We start from the raw sequence: 22,747 nt of genomic DNA on the forward strand, positions 1-22,747 counted from the left end.
CTCCTAACGAGAAGCGTTTTTTTGTTCCAGTTGACGGCTCTGCGCCACGGCACGCTCGACCCAGCGGCGAGCCTGGCCCAGGTAATGGGCGGGATCGAGCAGGCGATCCAGCTCTTCTGCGGATAGCTGGGCAGTGACCTCGGCATTGGCGCCCAGTACCTCACGCAGATGAGCACCCTCCTTCACCGCCTGTTTGCAGCATTGCTCGACGAGATGGTGAGCCGCGTCGCGACCGATTCGTTGCGCCAGGGCGATGCTGACCGCCTCGGCCAGCACCAGGCCACGGGTCAGATCGAGGTTGCGAGCCATACGCTCGGCATCCACTTCCAGCCCCGGCACCACCAGCAGCGCCTGCTGCAGCGCACCGGACACCAGGCAGCAGAGCTCCGGCAGGGTTTCCCACTCGGCATGCCACAAGCCGAGGCTGCGCTCGTGCTCCTGAGGCATGGCCGTGAACATGGTGGCAACCAGACCGGGCGCGCGGGTGGCGGCACCGATCAGCACCGCAGCACTGACCGGGTTGCGCTTGTGCGGCATGGTCGAGGAGCCACCCTTGCCCGGCGCGGAAGGTTCGAACAACTCACCGGCCTCGGTCTGCATCAGCAGACTGAGGTCACGGCCCAGCTTGCCCAGGCTGCCGGCGATCAGGCCAAGCAGGCTGGCGAACTCGACCAGGCGATCGCGCTGGGTGTGCCAGGGCTGCTCCGGCAGTTGCAGATCCAGCGCAGCGGCCAGGGCTTCGGCCACTGGCCAGGCCTGGTCGCCCAGCGCCGCCAGGCTGCCGGATGCGCCACCGAACTGCAGGCAAAGCAGTCGTGGTTTGATTTCCTGCAAACGCTGACGATGACGGTCGACCGCACCCAGCCATCCGGCGATCTTCATGCCCAGGGTCACCGGTGTGGCGTGCTGCAGCCAGGTGCGCCCAGCCATGGGGGTGGCGGCATGTCGCTCGGCCTGCTCGGCCAACGATTCGCTCAATGCGGCCAGATCCCTCTCCAGCAGCGCGATGGCGGCGCGCAATTGCAGCACCAGGCCGGTGTCCATGGCGTCCTGGCTGGTAGCACCCAGGTGCACGTAGCGCTCGGCCTCTTCGCTCTGCGCCGCGATGCGTTTGCCCAGGGCCTTGACCAGCGGAATCGCCGAGTTGCCGGCGCTACCGATGGCTACCGCCAGGGCATCGAAATCATAGAGTTCAGCCCGGCAGGCGGCTTCGATATCCGCGACCACCGTCGCAGGAATCACACCAACCGCAGCCTCGGCCCTGGCCAGCGCCGCCTCGAAGTCGAGCATGCCCTGCACGCGGCCATGGTCGCTGAACACCTCGCGCATCGGCGCACTGGTGAAATAGGCATCGAACAGTTGGCTGCAGGGCCTTGAACTCATACTGCGATAACTCCGTGGTCAATGATCGTGGTGTAGATAACTGGCCTGTCGCGGCAGACGCAAGCTGACCAGGAAGGCCAACACCATCATGCCCGACACGTACCAATAGAAGGTCTGCTCCAGGCCAATGGACTTCAGCCCCAGTGCCACGTATTCGGCGGATCCACCGAACAGCGCATTGGCCACCGCGTAGGCCAGACCGACGCCCAGGGCGCGTACTTCCGGCGGGAACATCTCGGCCTTTACCAGGCCACTGATCGAGGTATACAGGCTGACGATGGCCAGGGCCACAATGATCAGCAGGAAGGCAATCACCGGGCTATGTACCGTTTGCAGCAGCGCCAGGATGGGCCAGGTGAAGATCGCGCCCAAGGCGCCGAACCAGAGCATCGAGGTGCGCCGACCGATACGGTCGGACAAGGCACCGAACAGTGGCTGCATGATCATGAACAGGAACAGCGCGCCAGTCATGATGCCGCTGGCGGTCTTGGCTGTCATGCCTACCGAATTGACCAGGTACTTCTGCATGTACGTGGTGAAGGTATAGAAGATCAGCGAGCCGCCGGCTGTATAGCCGAGCACGGTGAAGAACGCCGCCTTATGGTGCTTGAACAGGTAGGCGATGCTGCCTGACTCCTTGTTGCCGATCTGGTCTTTCTTGGCAGTCTCGTCCAGGGAACGGCGCAGGTAGAAGGCCACCACCGCGGCCAGGGCACCGATCACGAATGGGATGCGCCAGCCCCAGGCACGCAGCTCATCTTCAGTGAGCAGTTGCTGCAGAATCACCACCACCAACACCGCCAGCAACTGGCCGCCGATCAGGGTGACGTACTGGAAGGAGGCGAAAAAGCCGCGCTGCCCCTTGAGCGCCACTTCGCTCATGTAGGTGGCCGTGGTGCCGTACTCGCCGCCCACCGACAGGCCCTGGAACAGACGGGCCAGCAACAGCAGCAGCGGCGCCAGGGTGCCGATGCTGTCGTAGGTCGGCATGAAGGCGATGGCCAGCGAGCCCAGGCACATCATCAGCACCGAGATCATCATCGACACCTTGCGCCCGTACTTGTCGGCGATGCGACCGAACACCCAGCCACCGATCGGCCGCATCAGGAAGCCGGCAGCGAATACGCCTGCGGTATTGAGCAGTTGCACGGTGGGGTCGTCGGAGGGAAAGAAGGCCGGCGCGAAATAGATCGCGCAGAAGGCGTAGACGTAAAAGTCGAACCACTCGACCAGGTTGCCGGACGATGCGCCGACGATGGCGAAGATACGCTTGCGCCGTTCTTCGGCGCTGTAGTTGGGTGCTTCATACACCGCGCTGGCATCAGAACTCATCATGGGTACTCACTGGTAAGGGGAGGAAATCATCCCTTACTCCGACTCATATGTAACCAAATGATTCGAGCATTATTGCCCTGCTTGATCGCTTGCAACAGTAGCGAACATGGTTGCGCGGAACCCTGTCCGATACCGAAGCAAGCAAACTTCTGGTACCTGTCGACCATCTCGCCGGCTAGGCCGGCGTAAGCAGACGTAGGGTGGATGACGCTCTTTTCATCCACCATTGCGATTGTGGAACGGTGGACGGGTCGGGCCGCGTAGGTGAAGCGTCGTCCACCCTACGAATGGCCGTTTGTGCCTTTAAGACTGTAGAACGTAGCCTGGATTAGCCGCAGGCGTAATCCGGGGCCGAAGGCCGTGATCCATGGTTCAACGCGGGTCACCGACCGTCCGCTTCCGCCTTTTTGCGGCCGTATATACAGGCTTCTAGACGCGCTCGATGGCCAGGGCCAGGCCTTGGCCGACGCCTACGCACATGGTCGCCAGACCGAGCTTGCCACCGGTTTTCTCCAGGTGATGAACAGCGGTCAGCACCAGGCGATTGCCGCTCATGCCCAACGGATGGCCCAGGGCAATGGCACCGCCATTCGGATTGACCTTGGGACTGTCGTCCGCCAGGCCGAGATCACGGGTGACCGCCAGGCCCTGAGCGGCGAAGGCTTCGTTGAGTTCAATCACGTCGAAGGCATCGATATCGAGGTTCAGGCGCGCCAGCAGCTTGCGCACCGCCGGCACCGGGCCGACGCCCATGACCCGGGGTGCCACGCCGCCGCTGGCCATGCCGAGCACCTTGGCGCGGGCCTTGAGGCCGTACTTCTGCACCGCGTCGGCGGAGGCTAGGATCATCGCCGAGGCACCGTCGTTGAGGCCCGAGGCATTGCCGGCGGTCACCGTCTTGTCCGCACCATTGACCGGCTTGAGCCTGGCCAGGCCCTCGGCGCTGGTGTCCGCACGGGGGTGTTCGTCGGTGTCGACGACGGTCTCGCCCTTCTTGCCCTTGATCACCACCGGGACGATTTCCTCGGCGTAGTAGCCGCTTTCCCGGGCCGCCGCGGCCCGCTGCTGGCTGCGCAGGGCGAAGGCATCCTGGTCGGCGCGGCTGACGCCGTAGTCCTCGGCGACGTTGTCGCCGGTGACCGGCATCGGATCGACGCCGTAGCGCTCCTTCATCGCCGGGTTGACGAAGCGCCAGCCCAGGGTGGTGTCTTCCAGCTTCTGGCCACGACCGAAGGCGCTGTCGGCCTTGCCCATCACGTAGGGCGCGCGGGTCATGGACTCGACGCCGGCGGCGATGGCCAGTTCCATCTCGCCCGTGGCGATGGCGCGGAAGGCCGCCCCCACCGCCTCCATCCCCGAGGCACAGAGACGGTTGAGGGTCACCCCCGGCACCGTTTCCGGCAGGCCGGCGAGCAGCAGCGCCATGCGGGCGACGTTGCGGTTGTCCTCGCCGGACTGGTTGGCGCAGCCCATGAAGACTTCGTCCACCGCACTCCAGTCGACCTGCGGATTACGCTCGATCAGGGCCTTGAGCGGGATCGCCGCCAGGTCGTCGGCACGCACGGCGGACAGGCCGCCATTGAGCCGGCCGATCGGTGTGCGCACGGCGTCGCAGATGAAAACCTCGCGGCTCATTCGTCACTCCCCTTCTGCCCATGGGCGGCGGCGGTACGCGCTTCGAGGTCGCGCAGGGCGGCCAGTTCCTCGGCTGTCGGCGCCTCGGTGGTGGTGACCTCCTCGGCGAAACGGATTTGCCAGCCGGTGTTCTCGATCACCTGCTCGCGGGTCACGCCTGGGTGCAGCGAGGTGACGATGAATTCGTTGCTGCCGGCTTCCGGCTCCATGATGCACAGGTCGGTGATGATCGCCACCGGCCCTTCGCCGGGCAGGCCGAGACGCTTGCGATGGTCACCGCCTTCGCCATGACCGACCGAGGTGATGAACGCCAGCTTGTCGACGAAGGTGCGATGGCCCTGCTTGAGGATGATCAGCACCTTCTTCGCGCTACCGGCGATTTCCGGCGCGCCGCCGGCACCCGGCAGGCGCACCTTGGGCTGGTGGTAGTCGCCGATCACCGTGGTGTTGATGTTGCCGAACTTGTCGACCTGGGCCGCGCCGAGGAAGCCGACATCGATGCGCCCGCCCTGCAGCCAGTAGCGGAAGATCTCGCCAGTGGGCACTACGGTGTCGGCGGTCTCGGCCAGCTCGCCATCACCGATGGACAGTGGCAGCACGGTCGGCTTGGCGCCAATCGGGCCGGATTCATAGATCAGTACCACTTCCGGGGCATGGGTCAGGCGCGCCAGGTTGGCCGCCTTGGAGGGCAGGCCGATGCCGACGAAGCACACGCTGCCATTACCGAGGCGGCGAGCGGCGGCCACGGTCATCATTTCATTGGTGTTGAAGTCGCTCATCACTTGGCCTCCCCGTTAATTTTCGCCTGGTACTGCGCAAAATCCTCGGTGCCACGGATGTATTCGTCGATCCAGGCGGTGAAGGTCTCGCGGTCACGGGAAATCGGGTCCCAGGCCTGGTAGAAGCGGTTGTCGCGCTCGTAGTAACCGTGGGCGTAGGACGGATGGGCGCCACCGGGCACCACGCAGACCGCGGTCAGTGCCCAGGTCGGCAGTACACAGGCGTTCATCGGTGCCTGCAGGTCGTCGACGATTTCCTCGACGGTGACGATGCAGCGCTTGGCAGCCAGGGCGGCTTCCTTCTGCACACCGAGAATGCCCTGGATCAGCACGTTGCCCTTGCGGTCGGCCTTCTGCGCATGGATCACGGTGACGTCAGGGCGTACGCTCGGTACGGTTGCCAGGCTCTCGCCGGTATACGGGCACTCGATGAACTTGATCTCGGGGTTGACCTTGACCAGATCCGAGCCCTGATAACCGCGCAGCACGGCGAACGGCAGGTTGGATGCGCCGGCGACATAGGCGTTGGCCATGGCGGCATGGCTGTGTTCGCTGATTTCCAGCTTGTGCGGCCAGTGTTTCTCCACCGCATCGCGCAGGCGGTGCAGCGAACCGACGCCAGGGTTGCCACCCCAGGAGAAGATCAGCCGTTTGGCACAGCCGGCACCGATCAGCAGGTCATAGACCAGATCCGGCGTCATGCGCACCAGGGTCAGGTCTTTCTTGCCCTGACGGATCAGTTCATGAGACGCAGCGGTCGGGATCAGGTGGGTGAAGCCTTCGAGGGCGACGGTGTCGCCGTCGTTGACGAAGCGCTCGACCGCCTCGCGCAGGGAGAGAATTTCAGCCATGGTCGTTCTCGTCTTATTGCTCTGGATACCGTGGGCGGCTGTTACGCCGTGTAGTCACAAGGTACCCACCCCATAGGCAGCTAACAATCCGATAATCGATTAGACGTTCGATAATCGAACGATACTTGTATGGGTTTTCAATCGCTCATACGACCCGGCTGCCAGATGCGTCGCCCGGCTATCCATGAGCACCCATGGCGTACCAGGCGGTTCCCTCAGCGGTTGCGCCTGTAGGTCTCGGAAGGCAGTTCGCCAAAGCAGCGACGATAGGATTCGGCAAACCGTCCCAGGTGCAGGAAACCATGATCCAGGGCGATTTCAGTCACGCTGCGCACCTTGCACGCGGGATCGAGCAGTTGAGCATGAATGCGTTCCAGCTTGCGCTGGCGAATGTAGTCCTTGGGCGTGATGCCGGCGTGGCGTTCGAACAGTGCATACAGTGAGCGCTCGCTGACTCGAGCGACGGCCAGCAACTGATCGACGCCAATGTCCTGAGTCAGATGATGCTCGATGTAATCCACGACCTGTTCGAACGAAGTGGCCTGGGTCTGTGGCTGAACCCGCTGCACGTTATTGTCCAACAGGGCCAGCAGCTTGCTGGCGACGATACGCACGTAATGCTCCTGCACCTGAGGCATGCTGGCAGCCGCTTCGGCCTCCTCGCAGATCAGCATCAGCAGGCTGGCAAAGCCCTCCAGCTCACGCATGTCATGCCGTGCCGCACTAAAGCGGATACCACTTTCCGGCAACATCCAGCGTTGCTCCAGACAGGTATTTTCGAACAGGCTGACCGGCAGTTTGACGATGAATTTTTCGCAGTCCGCCGAATAGGTGAGATCCACCGGATCGTCCGGGTTGATCAGCAGCAGTTCGCCCGGCACATAGAAATGCTCCTGATCGCGACACTGCGAGCGGCAGTGTCCCTTGAGCAGGATTTGCAGGTGGTAGATGGTCTCCAGCGCTGGCGAGGTGACCCGCACACTGCCGCCATAGCTGATGCGGCACAGGTCGAGGCTGGAAAACTTGCGATGGCTGAGGCTCGCCTCGGGAAATCCGCTGGTGGGCAGGCGTATGCAATGGGCACCCACATGCTGATTGACGTAATCCGACACCGAATAGGGGTCGGCGCGTTCGAACACGCTGCTGCGCTCGCTCAGCAATGAGTTGCTCATCATCAGGCCTCTTGTTTCTCTTTATTTTTCTTAGAGGGGCTGACCGCCGGCGACCGGCAATCCGCTAATCACTCGGCGATTCTAACCATCCCCCGGCGCCGCGATACAACGGCGAGACAAAGGGTTACATCTTGCAGGCCAGGCTGGGTGAAACGGCTCACCCAAGCGTGTCAGCCAAACGCGATTACCCCCTGTAGCAGGGGGTAACGCTGGCTCGCCAGGCTTCAGGCTGGGCCTGATGAGCTACTTCAAACCTCCAGCGCCCGCACTCGCTCATGGCGTTGCTGGGCCTTGGGCTCGGCGGTGGATTGCAGGGTGAAATCGAATTCGATTTCGGCAAAGCGCCCTTCCACACCATGGGCCTTGGCACGCGCGGCGTCATCGAAGAAGTCGATTCGGGCGATCAGCTCATCACGGGTGGCGTAGGCGAAGTCGTCGTGCAGGTACTTGTCGCCATCCAGGTTGATCTGGGTGGTGAGGTGACGATGGCCCGGCGCCGAAATGAAGAAGTGCACGTGCGCCGGGCGCTGGCCATGGCGACCGAGCTGGTCGAGCAGTTGCTGGGTCGGGCCATCGGGCGGGCAGCCATAGCCGGACGGTACGATGCTGCGGAAACGATAGCGGCCTTCGGCGTCGGTCTCGATACGGCGGCGCAGGTTGAACTCCGACTGCGCGGGGTCGAAGTAGGAATAGGTGCCGCCCGTGTTGGCGTGCCAGACATCGACAATAGCGCCAGCCAGCGGTTTGCCGTCGGTGTCGAACACCCGCCCCTGCATGAACAAAGGCGTACCGGCATCCTGGCCATCGTCCAGGCGCGCTTCGCCCTTGCTCAGCGGCGCTCCAGCGACATACAGCGGACCTTCGATGGTACGCGGCGTGCCGCCAGTACGGCCGGCCTCTTCGTCTTCGGCATCCATCAGCATATCGAGGTAATGCTCGATACCCAGGCCGGCGACTACCAGGCCGGCTTCCTGGCGGCTGCCGAGCTCGTTGAGATAGTTCACCGCTTTCCAGAACTCTTCCGGGGTGATCTGCAGGTCTTCGATAATTCTCGCCGTGTCGTTGAGCACCCGGTGGATCACCGTTTTCATGCGGGCGTTACCCTGGTCATTGCTGAACCCACTGGCCTCTTCGAAGAACTTCTGCACGTCCACGGTCTGAGCGATACGTACGGTCATGGTCATCTCCTCATCTTGTTTTTGTCTTGAACGGATTATGCGAGCAAAGGGTGCGAATCAGCGATCGTCATCACGGATCGAAGACGGATGACGACACAGCGCCATGACCTCGATCTCCATGTAGGGGTACAGCGGCAACTGCATCAGGGTGTCATGCAGGGCCTGAGCGTCCGGCACATCGAACACGCTGACGTTGGCGTACAGCCCGGCGATGCGCCACAGGTGACGCCAGGTGCCCTCACGCTGCAGACGCTGAGCCAATTCTTTTTCATCCGCCTTCAGGCGTGTCGCCTGCTCGACGGGCATGTCGGTGGGCAGTTTTACGGTCATGCGCACATGGAACAGCATGGCAATGTCCTTTCGATATTGAGTTAACGACGGCGGAAGTGCTGCAGGCGCTCTTCATCGAGCGTCACACCCAGGCCGGGCGTGGTCGGAATCTTCAGTTCGAAATCGCGATACACCGGCACCTCGACGAGGATGTCCTCGGTCAGCAGCAAGGGGCCGAACAGTTCGGTGTGCCACTCCAGCTTGGCCAGGGTGGCGAAGGCGTGAGCGGAGGCCAGGGTGCCGACGCTGCCTTCGAGCATGGTGCCGCCGTATAGACCGATGCCTGCGGCTTCGGCGATATAGGCACTGCGCAGCACTGCACGCGGGCCGCCGTTCTTGGCGATCTTCAGGGCAAATACCGGTGCCGCGCCCGCGCGGGCCAAAGCGAAGCTGTCTTCCACGCTTTCGATGGCTTCGTCAGCCATTACCGGCACCGGGCTGCGTGCGCTGACGCGGGCCTGGGCCTGTACGTCCTGGCGCGGGATCGGCTGTTCGATCAGATCCACACCGGCATCACCCAGCGCCTGGCAGGCACGCAGGGCTACCGCTTCGCTCCACGCCTGGTTGACGTCCACCCGCACGCTGGCGCGATCCCCCAGCGCTCGCTTGATCGCCGCCACGTGGGCGATATCCAGGGCGGCATCGCGGCTACCGATCTTCAACTTGAAGATCCGATGGCGACGCAGATCGAGCATACGCTCGGCCTCTTCGATGTCTTTGGCGGTATCGCCACTGGCCAGTGTCCAGGCGACCTCCAGGCCGTCACGCACACGGCCACCCAGCAACTCGGCGACCGGCAGCCCCAGGCGTTTGCCTTGAGCATCGAGCAGCGCGGTTTCCACCGCCGACCTGGCGAAGGTGTTGCCGCGCACGGCGCGGTCGATACGCTGCATCGCCGCATTGATATTGCCGGCCGGCTGGCCAATCAGCAGCGGCGAAAAATAGGTGTCCAGGTTGGTTTTGATGCTTTCCGGGCTTTCCCCGGCATAGGCCAGACCACCAATGGTGGTCGCCTCGCCGACGCCTTCGATACCGTCGCTACAACGCAGGCGCAGGATCACCAACGTCTGCTGCTGCATGGTATGCATCGCCAGCTTGTGGGGGCGAATGGTCGGCAAATCGACAATCAGGGTGTCGAGGCTTTCGATCAGGGGAAGGCTCATGAACGTGATCCGTGTGCAGGTCAGAGCGACTGGGCACAAGGCAGCGAACCAGAGCGCGGCTGCGCCTCGTTCACAAGGCCAGCCAGGCGCGGAAATTCAGCGGAAGAAGAGAAGATGCGTGTCATCACGAGCATATCCTTCAGGTTTTATTTTTGTTCGGGCACAGATTGACCTCAGCAAACAAGCCAGTCCAATATTGAATCGGTCTGGTTTCATACCCTGGAGGTATCATGGAGCTGCGCCACTTGCGCTACTTCCGCGTGCTGGCGGAAACCCTCAATTTCACCCGTGCAGCCGAACGTCTGCACATCGCCCAGCCGCCGCTGAGTCGGCAGATCCAGCAACTGGAGGATGAGTTGGGAGTAGCCTTGATCGAACGCGCTCGACCGCTACGCCTCACCGAAGCCGGGCGCTTCTTTTACGAACACTCCGTGCAATTGCTCGAGCAACTCGGCCGCGTCAGCGAAGACACCCGACGGATCTCCGAGGGTCAGCGACGTTGGCTGGGCATCGGCTTCGCACCTTCCACCCTGTACGGCGCCCTACCGGAGTTGATCCGCCAGTTGCGTAGCGAAGCCGCCATCGAACTGGGGCTGTCCGAGCTGATTACCCTGCAGCAGGTGGAAGCGCTCAAGCGTGGGCGTATCGATATCGGTTTCGGGCGCATCCATATCGACGACCCGGCCATCGTCCAGGAAGTGATTCGTGAAGACCCACTGGTGGCCGCCCTGCCCGCTGGCCATCGACTGTTGGCCGAACCTGCATCGCTGGAAGACCTGGCGCGCGAACCCTTCGTGCTCTACCCCGGCACCCCGCGACCCAGCTATGCCGATCATGTGCTCGGGCTGTTCGCTCGCAACGGCTTGAAGATTCGCGTGGCACAGATGACCAATGAACTGCAGACCGCCATCGGCCTGGTGGCAGCCGGTATCGGCATCACCCTGGTGCCCGCCTCGGTACAACGTCTGCACCGCGACGACATCGGCTACACGCCACTGCTCGACATCAGCGCCACCTCGCCGATCGTGATCAGCTATCGCAAGGATGATGATTCGCCGCTGCTCAGGCGTTGCCTGAACCTGGTCAAGAATCTCGACCTCGAGTGATCCCCCTACTGAGTGTTCGCCACGGCAGAGTCGCGGTGACGAACATCCAGGACGTAGGGTGGATCGGGCCGCGCAGGTGAAGCGTCTTCTCCGTTGTTCTTGTATCAGGCAGCCCGTAGGATGGGTGCAACCCATCGGCAATTGATGGGTTTCACCCATCCTACGACCTGGTTTGCGTGCCGAGCTCCCCTGAAGCGAGCTTCTCCCTTAGAAGCTGTTCACGATCTTTCGACGAGATTTCACACGCAATGACAGCAAAATGGCGATAGCGGCCGTAGGGTGGATCGGGGCGCGTAGCTGACGCTCTTTCATCCACCATTGCGATCGCAAGGCTGGTGAACGGATCGGGCCGCGCAGGTGAAGCGTCTTCTCCGTTGTTCTTGTATCAGGCAGGGCCAGATTAGGCGGGGGTATCACAGGGCAATAGCCGTTTACTGCAGATCGCTATCCGAATCCTGCACGTGGCAAGGGTGCTCGAGCAGCGGGAGGCATTAGCCTCGATCAGAGGCTTGCGGGTGAGGCCTGTTGTCCGCTGGGATCGCCCGCAAGGCCAGGCGCCCTCGCAGCCCCTACAAGATGCGGTGTCCGGAACACTTCAGGCAGATAAGGCTGCAAAACGCCGAGAGCGATTCTGACGGCGCCTGCAACGGCCCGCAGGGTGGCCGCCAGGAATGGCGCCCACAAAAAAGGGCGACCGAAGTCGCCCTTTTTCGCTGGATTACCCGAACTTAGTTCTGGTTTTCCATTTGCGCGCGGATCAGATCACCGATGGTGGTCGGACCGGAAGTTTCAACTTCCTGCTTACGCATTTCCTTGATTGCTTCTTTTTCGTCTTCAACGTCTTTCGACTTGACGGACAGGCTGATCACGCGGCTCTTGCGATCCACGCTGATGATCTTGGCCTCGACTTCTTCGCCTTCTTTCAGAACGTTACGCGCGTCTTCAACGCGGTCACGGCTGATTTCGGAGGCTTTCAGAGTGGCTTCGATGCCCTCGGCCAGGGTGATGATCGCGCCCTTGGCGTCAACTTCTTTCACAGTACCGCGAACGATAGTGCCTTTGTCGTTGACTGCAACGTAGTCGGAGAACGGATCTTCTTCCAGTTGCTTGATGCCCAGGGAGATGCGCTCGCGCTCCGGGTCGACCGACAGGATGACGGTTTCCAGCTCGTCGCCCTTCTTGAAACGACGTACGGCTTCTTCGCCGACTTCGTTCCAGGAGATGTCGGACAGGTGAACCAGGCCGTCGATGCCGCCGTCCAGACCAATGAAGATACCGAAATCGGTGATCGACTTGATGGTGCCGGAGATCTTGTCACCCTTGTTGAACTGGCCGGAGAAGTCTTCCCATGGGTTGGTCTTGCACTGCTTGATACCCAGGGAAATACGACGACGCTCTTCGTCGATGTCCAGAACCATGACTTCCACTTCGTCGCCAACCTGAACGACTTTCGACGGGTGGATGTTCTTGTTGGTCCAGTCCATTTCGGAAACGTGTACCAGGCCTTCCACGCCTTCTTCCAGCTCTGCGAAGCAGCCGTAGTCGGTCAGGTTGGTCACGCGCGCAACAACGCGGGTGCTTTCCGGGTAACGAGCCTTGATGGCAACCCATGGGTCTTCGCCCAGTTGCTTCAGGCCCAGGGAAACACGGTTACGCTCGCGATCGTACTTCAGAACCTTGACGTCGATCTCGTCGCCAACGTTGACGATCTCGGACGGGTGCTTGATACGCTTCCAGGCCATGTCGGTGATGTGCAGCAGGCCGTCGACGCCACCCAGATCCACGAATGCGCCGTAGTCGGTGAGGTTCTTGACGATACCCTTGACCTGTTGGCCTTCCTGCAGCGATTCCAGCAGTGCTTCGCGCTCTGCGGAGTTTTCGGCTTCCAGGACGCTACGACGGGAAACGACAACGTTGTTGCGCTTCTGGTCAAGTTTGATGACCTTGAACTCGAGCTCTTTGCCTTCCAGGTGAGTGGTATCACGCACCGGACGGACATCGACCAAGGAACCTGGCAGGAACGCACGGATGCCGTTAACGTCGACAGTGAAGCCGCCTTTAACCTTACCGTTGATAACGCCCTTGACCACTTCCTCAGCGGCGAAAGCTGCTTCCAGGACGATCCAGCACTCGGCGCGCTTGGCTTTTTCGCGGGACAGCTTGGTTTCACCGAAGCCATCTTCAACCGCGTCCAGCGCAACGTGGACTTCGTCACCGACCTTGATGGTCAGCTCGCCTTGTTCGTTGAAGAACTGCTCCAGAGGGATGACGCCCTCGGATTTCAGGCCAGCGTGAACGGTAACCCAGTCGCCGTCGATGTCTACCACGATGCCAGTGATGATGGCACCCGGCTGCATGTCCAGGGTTTTCAGGCTTTCTTCAAAAAGTTCTGCAAAGCTTTCGCTCATGTTGATTCCTGTTGGATCGGGCGGGGATTCGCCCTGCTCCGCATTCCAGACAATGCGGGTTCGTTCATATAAAAAGAGGCCTACGGGACTGGGACTGGTTCCCCGTATGCCTCCCTTGCGAGCCGAAAGTGGCTCTTTTCAACCGGCGAGGTCGCGATTGGCGACTTCGCTCAGGATTCTTTCAAGCACCTGCTCGATGGATAATTCAGTGGAATCCAGCTGGATTGCGTCGGCTGCCGGCTTGAGCGGAGCCACCGCGCGCTGGGTATCGCGCTCGTCGCGCGCCCGAATCTCATCGAGAAGACTCGCGAGATTAACATCATCGCCCTTGGCCTTCAACTGCAGGTAACGTCGATTGGCCCGTTCCTCGGCACTGGCGGTCAGGAAAACCTTCAACGGCGCATCGACGAATACCACGGTACCCATGTCGCGACCGTCAGCCACCAGGCCGGGCGCTTCACGGAAAGCACGCTGACGTTGCAGCAATGCGTCGCGCACCGCCGGCAGTGCAGCGACCTGCGAAGCACCGGCGCCGACCTGCTCGTTGCGGATGGCATCGGTCACCTCCTCGCCTTCGAGGATGATGCGCTGCGGCTTGCCGTCACCAGCGGCGAGAAACTGCACATCGAGGTGAGCGGCCAGCAGTTTCAGCGACTCTTCGTTGGTCAGATCCACACCGTGGTTGCGTGCGGAGAACGCCAGCAGGCGATACAACGCACCGGAGTCCAGCAGGCTCCAGCCGAGCTGCTTGGCCAGCAGGCCGGCAACCGTGCCTTTACCCGAGCCGCTCGGCCCATCGATGGTGATCACCGGCGCGTTGAGGCTCATTGCTGCCCCTCCACAGCCACGCGAATGCCAACCTGTTCGGCCAGTGCGAGGAAGTTGGGGAACGAGGTCGCGACGTTGGCGCAGTCATGGATACGGATCGGCGCCGTAGCGCGCAAGGAGGCGACACTGAAGGCCATGGCGATACGGTGATCGCCATGGCTGTACACTTCGCCACCACCGATCTGACCACCATCGATGATGATGCCATCCGGGGTTGGCTCGCACTTCACACCCAGGCTGATCAGGCCATCGGCCATGACCTGAATGCGGTCGGACTCCTTGACTCGCAGCTCTTCGGCGCCACGCAGGATGGTGCGGCCTTCGGCGCAGGCCGCAGCCACGAACAGTACCGGGAACTCGTCGATGGCCAGTGGCACCAGATCTTCGGGAATCTCGATGCCCTTGAGCCTGGCGCCACGCACACGCAGGTCTGCAACTGGCTCGCCGCCGACTTCACGCTGGTTTTCCAGGGTGATGTCACCGCCCATCAGGCGCAGGATGTCGATGACGCCAGTACGGGTCGGGTTGATGCCAACGTGCTCGAGCAGCAGTTCGGCATCCTGGGCAATGGAGGCTGCCACCAGGAAGAACGCGGCCGAGGAAATGTCCGCAGGCACTTCGATACGGGTTGCCGTCAGCTTGCCACCGGCCTGCAGGGAAGCCACCGGCCCTTTGGACTCCACGGCGTAGCCGAAGCCGCGAAGCATGCGCTCGGTGTGATCACGGGTCGGGGCTGGCTCGGTAACGGTGGTGACGCCTTCGGCGTACAGGCCAGCCAGCAGCAGGCAGGACTTCACCTGGGCACTGGCCATCGGCAAGGTGTAGGTCAGCGCCTTGAGCTTCTGGCCACCACGGATGGTCAGCGGCGGACGCCCGTCCGGGCCAGTCTCGACCACGGCGCCCATTTCGCGCAGCGGATTGGCTACACGGTTCATGGGGCGCTTGGACAGCGAAGCGTCGCCGGTCATGGTCACGTCGAACGGCTGACCAGCCAGCAGGCCGGACAACAGACGCATCGACGTACCCGAGTTGCCCACGTAGATCGGGCCGGGTGGCGGCTTCAGACCGTGCAGGCCAACGCCATGAATGGTCACGCGGCCATGGTGCGGGCCTTCGATGACCACACCCATATCGCGGAAGGCCTGCAGGGTCGCCAGGGCATCTTCACCCTCGAGGAAGCCTTCGACCTCGGTAGTGCCTTCGGCCAGCGAGCCGAGCATGATCGAGCGGTGGGAGATGGACTTGTCGCCTGGAACGCGGATACGCCCACGGACATTGCCACCAGGATTAGCCAGGAAAACCAGATCGTTCGAGTGCATAGCGTCCACATAGGCCCGACGGGCCAGTATTTTGCTGAAATGTTCGCGGGCCACGCGGGCGCGTGTGAATACGCCCAGCAGATGATGCCCGTCCCCTGCGTCGACCGCGTCGCGCAAGGCGTCGAGATCATCGCGAAATACATCCAGAGTGCGCAGCACGGCCTCGCGGTTGGCAAGAAAGATGTCGTGCCACATGACCGGGTCGCTGCCGGCGATTCTCGTGAAATCGCGGAAGCCGCCGGCGGCGTAGCGGAAGATTTCCAGATTTTCGTTGCGCTTGGCCAACGAGTCGACCAGACCAAAGGCCAGCAGATGCGGCAGATGGCTGGTGGCAGCGAGTACCTGGTCATGGTGCTCGACCTGCATGTGCTCGACGTCCGCACCCAGTTCGCGCCACAACTGATCGACTCGCTGCAGGGCCACGGCATCGGTATGCGCCAGCGGTGTAAGAATCACCTTGTGGCGCTTGAACAGCTCGCCATTGGCCGCTTCGACACCGCTCTGCTCGGAGCCGGCAATCGGGTGGCCCGGCACGAACCGCGCCGGTACACCGCCGAATGCAGCCTCGGCAGCACGCACCACATTGCCCTTGGCGCTGCCGGCATCGGTCAGCACGGCGTCGCCCAGATCCAGCTTCGCGAGCTCGCCGAGCAAGCGCTCCATGGCCAGGATAGGTACGGCCAGCATGATCACATCGGCGCCCTGACAAGCGGCAGCCAACTGTTCCTCACAACGGTCGACCACACCCAGTTCGACGGCCAGACGCCGTGACTGCGGATCCAGGTCGACGCCAACCACCTCGCGACACACCCCGCGGGCGCGCAGGCCCTTGGCGAAGGAGCCGCCGATCAGCCCCAGACCAACCACGACCAGACGTTCGACCAGCGGCTTGATTGCCGGTGTCTTGCGTTCCGTCACGCGTTCAGCACCTTGCGCAGCGCTTCCAGGAAGCGGGCGTTCTCGGCCGGCAGGCCAATGGAAACGCGCAGGTGGTTGGGCATGCCGTAGCCGGCAACCGGCCGCACGATCACGCCTTCACGCAACAGTCCCTGATTGATCGCAGCGGTATCACGACCGAAGTCGATGGCCAGGAAGTTGGCCTTGGACGGAATCCAGCCCAGGCCCAGTTCGCGGCAACCTTCCTGCAACTGCAGCATGCCGGCGGCGTTGATTTCACGGCTACGCGCCAGGTAGTCGACATCGTCGAACGCTGCGCAGGCCGCGGCCAGGGCGAAGCTGTTGACGTTGAACGGCTGACGTACGCGATTCAGTACATCGGCGACCTGAGTCGAGCTGAGGCCGTAGCCGACGCGTAGCGACGCCAGGCCATAAGCCTTGGAGAAGGTACGCGAGACCAGCAGATTGGCATGACCGGCCAGGAAATCCAGGCCGTTCGGCAGTTCGTCGCCATCGGCGTATTCGATGTAGGCCTCGTCCAGCACCACCAGCACGTTTTCCGGCACACCGGCGAGGAAGTCGCGCAGCGCCTGGGTGTCGAACCAGGTGCCGGTCGGGTTGTTGGGGTTGGCAATGAATACCACGCGGGTATTGGCATCGATGGCCGCCAGCATGGCCGGCAGGTCATGGCCGAACGCCTTGGCCGGCACCACCTTGCTCTGGGCACCAACGGCCTGGGTGGCGATCGGGTATACGGCGAACGCATGCTCGCTGAACACGGCATTCAGACCAGAGGCCAGGTACGCGCGAGCGACCAGCTCGAGGATGTCGTTGGAGCCGTTACCCAGGGTCACCTGAGCGGTGGAGACGCCACAACGCTCGGCCAGCAGGGTCTTCAGAGTGAAGCCGTTGCCATCCGGATAGCGGGTCAGCTCATCCAGCTCGGCGCGGATGGCCTCCAGTGCTTTCGGGCTGGGGCCAAGCGGGTTCTCGTTACTGGCCAGTTTGACGATATGGGCCGGATCCATATTCAGTTCGCGGGCCAACTCATCCACTGGCTTGCCCGGCACATAGGGCGACAGCTTTTGCACGCCCGGCTGGGCCAGGGCGATGAAATCACAAGACATAGCGACAAGCCTCAAGCTATAAGCCACAAGCTAGCAGCCAGAACGCCGCTCACTTGCAGCTTGTGGCTTGCAGCTTGCAGCTGCTGTTTAAAGTACCGCTTTGGGATAGGAACCCAGCACCTTGAGCGCCACGGCTTCCTGGTTGATTTTTTCCAGTACGTCCTTGATCAGCGGGTCGCGGTGGTGGCCGACGAAGTCGATGAAAAAGGCGTACGTCCACTTGCCGCTGCGCGACGGCCGGGTTTCGATGCGAGTCAGGTCGATGCCGTTCTGGTGGAACGGCACCAGCAACTCATGCAGCGCGCCCGGCTTGTTGCGCATGGAGACGATCACCGAAGTCTTGTCATCGCCAGTCGGCGGGACTTCCTGGTTGCCGATGATCAGGAAACGCGTGGAGTTGTCCGGACGATCCTCGATCTTTTCGGCAAGACGGGTCAGGTCGTACAGGTTCGCCGCCATGTCACCGGCAATGGCAGCCGAATTCCATTCGCTCTTCACCCGGCGGGCGGCATCGGCGTTGCTGGAAACCGCCACGCGCTCGACGTTCGGGTAATGGGCGTCCAGCCACTTGCGGCACTGGGCCAGGGACTGGGCGTGGGAGTAGATGCGGGTAATCCGATCGGTCTTGGTGGCGTCGCCGACCAGCAGATGGTGGTGGATACGCAACTCCACCTCGCCGCAGATCACCAGGTCGTGCTCGAGGAAGCTGTCGAGGGTGTGGTTGACCGCACCTTCGGTCGAGTTCTCGACCGGCACCACACCGAAGTTGACAGCACCGGCCACCACTTCGCGGAACACTTCATCGATCGCAGCCATGGGCTGGCTGATCACCGCGTGACCGAAATGCTTCATCGCCGCCGCCTGGGAGAAGGTGCCTTCCGGGCCCAGATAAGCGACCTTCAGGGGATTCTCCAGGGCCAGGCAGGAGGACATGATCTCGCGGAACAGCCGCGCCATTTCCTCGTTGCCGAGCGGGCCGCGATTACGCTCCATCACCCGTTTGAGTACCTGGGCTTCACGCTCGGGACGGTAGAATACCGGCACCTCTCCTTCTGCCAGGGTGGCCATCTTGACCCGCGCCACTTCTTCGGCGCAGCGCGCGCGGTCGCTGATCAGCTCGAGGATTCGTTCATCGAGATTGTCGATGCGTACCCGCAGAGCCTGCAGTGCCTGATCCGAGGCTACATCCGTCATCAGCCGTGCTCCTTCTCGAACTCCGCCATGTAAGCGACCAGGGCCTGCACTGCATCCAGACCCACGGCGTTGTAAATGGAAGCGCGCATGCCGCCAACCGAGCGATGGCCCTTGAGATTGAGCAGGCCACGGGCATCGGCGCCGGCCAGGAACGGCTTGTCCAGGCGCTCGTCAGCCAGGCGGAACGGCACGTTCATCCACGAACGGGCATTGCCGGCAATCGGGTTACTGTAGAAGTCGCTGGCGTCGATCACGCCGTACAGCAGATCCTTCTTGGCCTTGTTGCGTTGCTCCATTACCGCGACACCGCCCTGCTCTTTCAGCCATTCGAAGACCAGGCCGGACAGGTACCACGAGAAGGTCGCCGGGGTGTTGTACATCGAGCCATTATCGGCGGCGATCTTGTAGTTGAGCATGGTCGGGCAGGCGCTACGCGCACGACCGAGCAGGTCTTCACGGATGATCGCGACCACCAGGCCGCTCGGCCCGATATTCTTCTGGGCGCCGGCATAGATCAGGCCGAACCTGGATATGTCGATTTCACGCGAAAGGATATCGGACGACATGTCGACCACCAGCGGTACATCGCCGACCTCCGGAGTCCAGTCGAACTGCAAACCGCCGATGGTTTCGTTGCTGGCGTAATGCAGGTAGGCGGCACCTTTGGACAGCTGCCACTCGTTCTGCCCGGGAATGGCGAAGTAGTCGTAGGCCTTTGCACTGGCGGCGACGTTGACGTTGCCGTAGCGACGCGCCTCCTCGATGCTCTTCTTCGACCAGATGCCGGTATCGATGTAATCGGCCGTACCGTCTTCAGGCAGCAGGTTGAGCGGAATTTCAGCGAATTGCTGACTGGCCCCGCCTTGCAGGAACAGCACCTTGTAGTCGGAGGGAATGGTCAGCAGATCGCGCAGATCCTGCTCGGCCTTTTCGGCGATGGCGGTGTACTCATCACTGCGATGGCTCATTTCCATGACGGACAGGCCTTTGCCCTGCCAGTCGAGAAGCTCGGCCTGGGCACGCTGCAGAACGGCTTCGGGAAGCGCGGCTGGGCCGGCGCAGAAGTTAAAGGCTCGCTTGCTCACAATTCACTCTCGCTTGACTGTCTGGTTACAGCGCTACATCTACCTGGCGAAATGCTGCCTGCAGCACCCTGGTGCTACAGGCAAAGCGGCGCGATTATGCGTCGCGTTCTTCCTCGGCCTGCTCGCCGCCCTCTGCTGCCGGCTCTTCGCCAACAGCGTTTTCATCGACTTCGGCGACGACGATCGGATTGCCCTCCTCGTCCAATGCTTCTTCGATGTCTTCCTCGGACGGCTCCTGCACGCGCTCCAGGCCGACCAGTTTCTCGTCCTTGGCCAGCTTGATCAGGGTCACGCCCTGGGTGTTACGGCCGGAACTGGAAACTTCGTCGACACGGGTACGCACCAGGGTGCCCTGGTCGGAAATCAGCATGATTTCCTCGCCGTCCTGCACCTGGATGGCACCGATCAGCGCACCGTTACGCTCTTTGGTGATCATGCCGATCACGCCCTGACCGCCACGACCGCGACGCGGGAACTTGCTCAGCGCCGTGCGCTTGCCGAAACCGCGCTCGGAAGCAGTGAGAATCTGCGCGCCCGACTCGGGAATCAGCATGGAGATCAGGCGTTGTTCCTTGCCGATGCGCATGCCGCGGATACCGCGGGCGCCACGGCCCATCACGCGCACCACGCCTTCGGCGAAACGGATCACCTTGCCGGCATCGGAGAACAGCATGACTTCCTTGGCGCCGTCGGTGATGGCCGCGGCGATCAGGGTGTCGCCTTCCTTCAGCTTCAGGGCGATCAGGCCACTGGAGCGCGGACGGCTGAACTGCGACAGCGGGGTCTTCTTCACGGTACCGAAGGCGGTGGCCATGAAGATGTAGGCACCGGTCGGCTCGGCCACCAACTCGGCGGTCTCGCCGTCGACTTCCTCGACCTCGGCCACTTCAGCAGCCTCATCGGCCTCGACCACTTCGCCCTCGATCACCGCGTCGTCGGCATCGTCCAGATCGTCGTCGGCGCCACCATTCTGCTGCTGCAGGGCTTCCAGGTCGATCTGCAGCATGGTGGTGATGTACTCGCCCTCGTCCAGCGGCAGCAGGTTGACCAGCGGCCGGCCGCGGGCGGCGCGGGACGCCTCGGGGATTTCATAGGTCTTGAGCCAGTACACCTTGCCCTTGCTGGAGAACAGCAGCAGCGTGGCATGGCTGTTGGCGACCAGCAGGTGAGCGATGTAGTCCTCGTCCTTGATGCCGGTCGCCGACTTGCCCTTGCCGCCACGGCGCTGGGCCTGGTAGGCGGCCAGGGGCTGGGTCTTGGCGTAGCCACTGTGGGAGATGGTCACCACGCGCTCTTCTTCGGGGATCATGTCGCCGAGGGTCAGATCCAGGCGCGAGTCGAGGATTTCGGTACGGCGCTTGTCGCCGAACTCGGCCTTGACCGCTTCCAGCTCTTCGCGGATCACTTCCATCAGGCGCACGGCGCTGGTGAGGATGCGGATCAGCTCGCCGATCTGGGCCAGGATTTCCTGGTACTCGGCCAGCAGCTTCTCGTGCTCCAGGCCGGTCAGGCGGTGCAGGCGCAGGTCGAGGATGGCCTGGGCCTGTTCCGGCGACAGGTAGTACTTGCCTTCGCGCAGGCCGTATTGCGGATCGAGGTTCTCCGGGCGGCAGGAATCGGCGCCGGCGCGTTCGACCATGGCCTCCACGGCGCTGGATTCCCACGGTGTGGAGATCAGCGCTTCCTTGGCCTCGGACGGCGTCGGCGAGGCCTTGATCAGGGCGATCACCGGGTCGATGTTGGACAGTGCGACGGCCTGGCCTTCGAGGATATGGCCACGCTCGCGCGCCTTGCGCAGTTCGAACACGGTGCGCCGGGTCACCACCTCGCGGCGGTGCAGGATAAAGGCCTCGAGCATGTCCTTGAGGTTGAGGATCTTCGGCTGGCCGTCGATCAGCGCCACCACGTTGATGCCGAACACGCTCTGCATCTGGGTCTGGGCGTAGAGGTTGTTGAGGATCACCTCCGGCACTTCGCCGCGGCGCAGCTCGATGACCACGCGCATGCCGTCCTTGTCGGACTCGTCGCGCAGCTCGGTGATGCCTTCGAGCTTCTTCTCCTTGACCAGCTCGGCGATCTTCTCGATCAGCCGGGCCTTGTTCAGCTGGTACGGCAGCTCGGTGATGACGATCTGCTGGCGGCCGCCGACCTTGTCGATGTCTTCGACCTCGGCACGGGCACGGATATAGATGCGCCCGCGGCCGGTGCGGTAGGCCTCGATGATGCCGGCGCGGCCGTTGATGATCGCCGCGGTGGGGAAATCCGGGCCCGGAATGTATTGCATCAGGTCGTCGACCGTCAGCTCCGGGTTGTCGATCAGCGCCAGGCAGCCGTCGATGACTTCACCGAGGTTGTGCGGCGGAATGTTGGTCGCCATGCCCACGGCGATACCGCTGGAACCGTTGACCAGCAGGTTGGGGATCTTGGTCGGCATGACCGCCGGGATCTGCTCGGTGCCGTCGTAGTTGGGCACCCAGTCCACGGTTTCCTTGTGCAGGTCGGCCAGCAGCTCGTGGGCCAGCTTGGTCATGCGCACTTCGGTGTAACGCATGGCCGCGGCGTTGTCGCCGTCCACCGAACCGAAGTTGCCCTGGCCATCGACCAGCAGGTAACGCAACGAGAACGGCTGAGCCATACGTACGATGGTGTCGTATACGGCGGTATCACCGTGGGGGTGATATTTACCGATCACGTCACCGACCACACGGGCGGATTTCTTGTACGCCTTGTTCCAGTCGTTGCCCAGCTCGCTCATGGCGAACAGCACCCGACGATGCACGGGCTTGAGACCATCGCGCGCATCCGGCAAGGCACGCCCGACGATCACGCTCATGGCGTAGTCGAGGTAGGACTGTTTCAGTTCGTCTTCGATGTTGACCGGGAGGATTTCTTTGGCCAGTTCGCCCATGAGTAGCCTGATTCCTTTTTTCTGGTGAAACTCCGCCCCGTTCACAGGG

17 protein-coding genes are annotated in these 22,747 nt (G+C 62.4%); 1 reads left to right on the forward strand and 16 read right to left on the reverse strand.

The window, feature by feature from the left end; translation table 11 throughout:
* Positions 1-3: 3 nt before the first annotated feature.
* The 9 genes from DNK10_RS13675 to DNK10_RS13715 all read right to left on the reverse strand — a co-directional run bounded on the left by DNK10_RS13675 (position 4) and on the right by DNK10_RS13715 (position 9,826).
* Positions 4-1,383: a 3-carboxy-cis,cis-muconate cycloisomerase gene (locus DNK10_RS13675; protein ID WP_131191949.1), complete on the reverse strand. Its 1,380-nt coding sequence runs from the start codon at positions 1,381-1,383 to the stop codon at positions 4-6.
* Between the two features lie 18 nt (positions 1,384-1,401).
* Positions 1,402-2,715 carry an MFS family transporter gene (locus tag DNK10_RS13680; protein WP_131192133.1) on the reverse strand — a complete coding sequence of 438 codons (1,314 nt, stop codon included), beginning with the start codon at positions 2,713-2,715 and terminating at the stop codon, positions 1,402-1,404.
* A 432-nt stretch (positions 2,716-3,147) separates the two neighbouring features.
* Positions 3,148-4,353, reverse strand: a complete 1,206-nt coding sequence (gene pcaF / locus DNK10_RS13685; RefSeq protein ID WP_131191950.1) for a 3-oxoadipyl-CoA thiolase — start codon at positions 4,351-4,353, stop codon at positions 3,148-3,150.
* Positions 4,350-5,132 carry a CoA-transferase subunit beta gene (locus DNK10_RS13690; RefSeq protein ID WP_131191951.1) on the reverse strand — a complete coding sequence of 261 codons (783 nt, stop codon included), beginning with the start codon at positions 5,130-5,132 and terminating at the stop codon, positions 4,350-4,352. The genes pcaF and DNK10_RS13690 overlap by 4 nt, the downstream gene beginning before the upstream one ends.
* Positions 5,132-5,983, reverse strand: coding sequence for a CoA transferase subunit A (locus tag DNK10_RS13695; protein WP_131181576.1), 852 nt, complete (start codon positions 5,981-5,983; stop codon positions 5,132-5,134). The genes DNK10_RS13690 and DNK10_RS13695 overlap by 1 nt, the downstream gene beginning before the upstream one ends.
* Before the next feature lie 215 nt (positions 5,984-6,198).
* Complete coding sequence (locus DNK10_RS13700; protein ID WP_131191952.1) at positions 6,199-7,155, reverse strand: AraC family transcriptional regulator; 957 nt, start codon at positions 7,153-7,155, stop codon at positions 6,199-6,201.
* Positions 7,156-7,403: 248 nt separating this feature from the next.
* On the reverse strand, positions 7,404-8,333 hold the full coding sequence (gene catA / locus DNK10_RS13705; protein WP_131191953.1) for a catechol 1,2-dioxygenase: 930 nt from the start codon (positions 8,331-8,333) through the stop codon (positions 7,404-7,406).
* Positions 8,334-8,390: 57 nt separating this feature from the next.
* Positions 8,391-8,681: a muconolactone Delta-isomerase gene (gene catC / locus DNK10_RS13710; protein WP_131181579.1), complete on the reverse strand. Its 291-nt coding sequence runs from the start codon at positions 8,679-8,681 to the stop codon at positions 8,391-8,393.
* A 23-nt stretch (positions 8,682-8,704) separates the two neighbouring features.
* A complete protein-coding gene (locus tag DNK10_RS13715) occupies positions 8,705-9,826 on the reverse strand; it encodes a muconate cycloisomerase family protein (protein WP_131191954.1) in 1,122 nt (373 codons plus the stop codon).
* A 230-nt stretch (positions 9,827-10,056) separates the two neighbouring features.
* Between DNK10_RS13715 and DNK10_RS13720 the strand changes: the two genes are divergently transcribed.
* Positions 10,057-10,932, forward strand: coding sequence for a LysR family transcriptional regulator (locus DNK10_RS13720; RefSeq protein ID WP_131191955.1), 876 nt, complete (start codon positions 10,057-10,059; stop codon positions 10,930-10,932).
* A gap of 728 nt (positions 10,933-11,660) precedes the next feature.
* Here DNK10_RS13720 and rpsA read toward each other — a convergent pair.
* From rpsA to gyrA, 7 genes are all read right to left on the reverse strand, one after another.
* Entirely contained in the window at positions 11,661-13,340 is a 1,680-nt protein-coding gene (gene rpsA / locus DNK10_RS13725; RefSeq protein ID WP_131181918.1) for a 30S ribosomal protein S1, read from the reverse strand.
* Between the two features lie 138 nt (positions 13,341-13,478).
* Positions 13,479-14,168: a (d)CMP kinase gene (gene cmk, locus DNK10_RS13730; protein ID WP_131181917.1), complete on the reverse strand. Its 690-nt coding sequence runs from the start codon at positions 14,166-14,168 to the stop codon at positions 13,479-13,481.
* Positions 14,165-16,405 (reverse strand): bifunctional prephenate dehydrogenase/3-phosphoshikimate 1-carboxyvinyltransferase, encoded by a 2,241-nt coding sequence (locus DNK10_RS13735; protein WP_131191956.1) that lies wholly within the window; start codon positions 16,403-16,405, stop codon positions 14,165-14,167. The genes cmk and DNK10_RS13735 overlap by 4 nt, the downstream gene beginning before the upstream one ends.
* Positions 16,402-17,511 (reverse strand): histidinol-phosphate transaminase, encoded by a 1,110-nt coding sequence (gene hisC, locus DNK10_RS13740; protein ID WP_131191957.1) that lies wholly within the window; start codon positions 17,509-17,511, stop codon positions 16,402-16,404. Before hisC ends, DNK10_RS13735 begins: the two co-directional genes overlap by 4 nt.
* 87 nt (positions 17,512-17,598) lie before the next feature.
* Entirely contained in the window at positions 17,599-18,705 is a 1,107-nt protein-coding gene (gene pheA / locus DNK10_RS13745) for a prephenate dehydratase (protein ID WP_131181914.1), read from the reverse strand.
* A complete protein-coding gene (gene serC, locus DNK10_RS13750; protein ID WP_131181913.1) occupies positions 18,705-19,790 on the reverse strand; it encodes a 3-phosphoserine/phosphohydroxythreonine transaminase in 1,086 nt (361 codons plus the stop codon). The genes pheA and serC overlap by 1 nt, the downstream gene beginning before the upstream one ends.
* Positions 19,791-19,884: 94 nt before the next feature.
* Positions 19,885-22,698, reverse strand: a complete 2,814-nt coding sequence (gene gyrA / locus DNK10_RS13755; RefSeq protein WP_131191958.1) for a DNA gyrase subunit A — start codon at positions 22,696-22,698, stop codon at positions 19,885-19,887.
* Between the last annotated feature and the right edge of the window lie 49 nt (positions 22,699-22,747).

Source organism: Phytopseudomonas daroniae (assembly GCF_004327275.1).
GTDB lineage: Bacteria > Pseudomonadota > Gammaproteobacteria > Pseudomonadales > Pseudomonadaceae > Aquipseudomonas > Aquipseudomonas daroniae.

Coding starts and splice junctions, on each gene's coding strand:
- DNK10_RS13675 (WP_131191949.1), bottom strand. CDS start 1,383: ATGAGTTCAAGGCCCTGCAGCCAACTGTTCGATGCCTATTTCACCAGT.
- DNK10_RS13680 (WP_131192133.1), bottom strand. CDS start 2,715: ATGAGTTCTGATGCCAGCGCGGTGTATGAAGCACCCAACTACAGCGCC.
- pcaF (WP_131191950.1), bottom strand. CDS start 4,353: ATGAGCCGCGAGGTTTTCATCTGCGACGCCGTGCGCACACCGATCGGC.
- DNK10_RS13690 (WP_131191951.1), bottom strand. CDS start 5,132: ATGAGCGACTTCAACACCAATGAAATGATGACCGTGGCCGCCGCTCGC.
- DNK10_RS13695 (WP_131181576.1), bottom strand. CDS start 5,983: ATGGCTGAAATTCTCTCCCTGCGCGAGGCGGTCGAGCGCTTCGTCAAC.
- DNK10_RS13700 (WP_131191952.1), bottom strand. CDS start 7,155: ATGAGCAACTCATTGCTGAGCGAGCGCAGCAGCGTGTTCGAACGCGCC.
- catA (WP_131191953.1), bottom strand. CDS start 8,333: ATGACCGTACGTATCGCTCAGACCGTGGACGTGCAGAAGTTCTTCGAA.
- catC (WP_131181579.1), bottom strand. CDS start 8,681: ATGCTGTTCCATGTGCGCATGACCGTAAAACTGCCCACCGACATGCCC.
- DNK10_RS13715 (WP_131191954.1), bottom strand. CDS start 9,826: ATGAGCCTTCCCCTGATCGAAAGCCTCGACACCCTGATTGTCGATTTG.
- DNK10_RS13720 (WP_131191955.1), top strand. CDS start 10,057: ATGGAGCTGCGCCACTTGCGCTACTTCCGCGTGCTGGCGGAAACCCTC.
- rpsA (WP_131181918.1), bottom strand. CDS start 13,340: ATGAGCGAAAGCTTTGCAGAACTTTTTGAAGAAAGCCTGAAAACCCTG.
- cmk (WP_131181917.1), bottom strand. CDS start 14,168: ATGAGCCTCAACGCGCCGGTGATCACCATCGATGGGCCGAGCGGCTCG.
- hisC (WP_131191957.1), bottom strand. CDS start 17,511: ATGTCTTGTGATTTCATCGCCCTGGCCCAGCCGGGCGTGCAAAAGCTG.
- pheA (WP_131181914.1), bottom strand. CDS start 18,705: ATGACGGATGTAGCCTCGGATCAGGCACTGCAGGCTCTGCGGGTACGC.
- gyrA (WP_131191958.1), bottom strand. CDS start 22,698: ATGGGCGAACTGGCCAAAGAAATCCTCCCGGTCAACATCGAAGACGAA.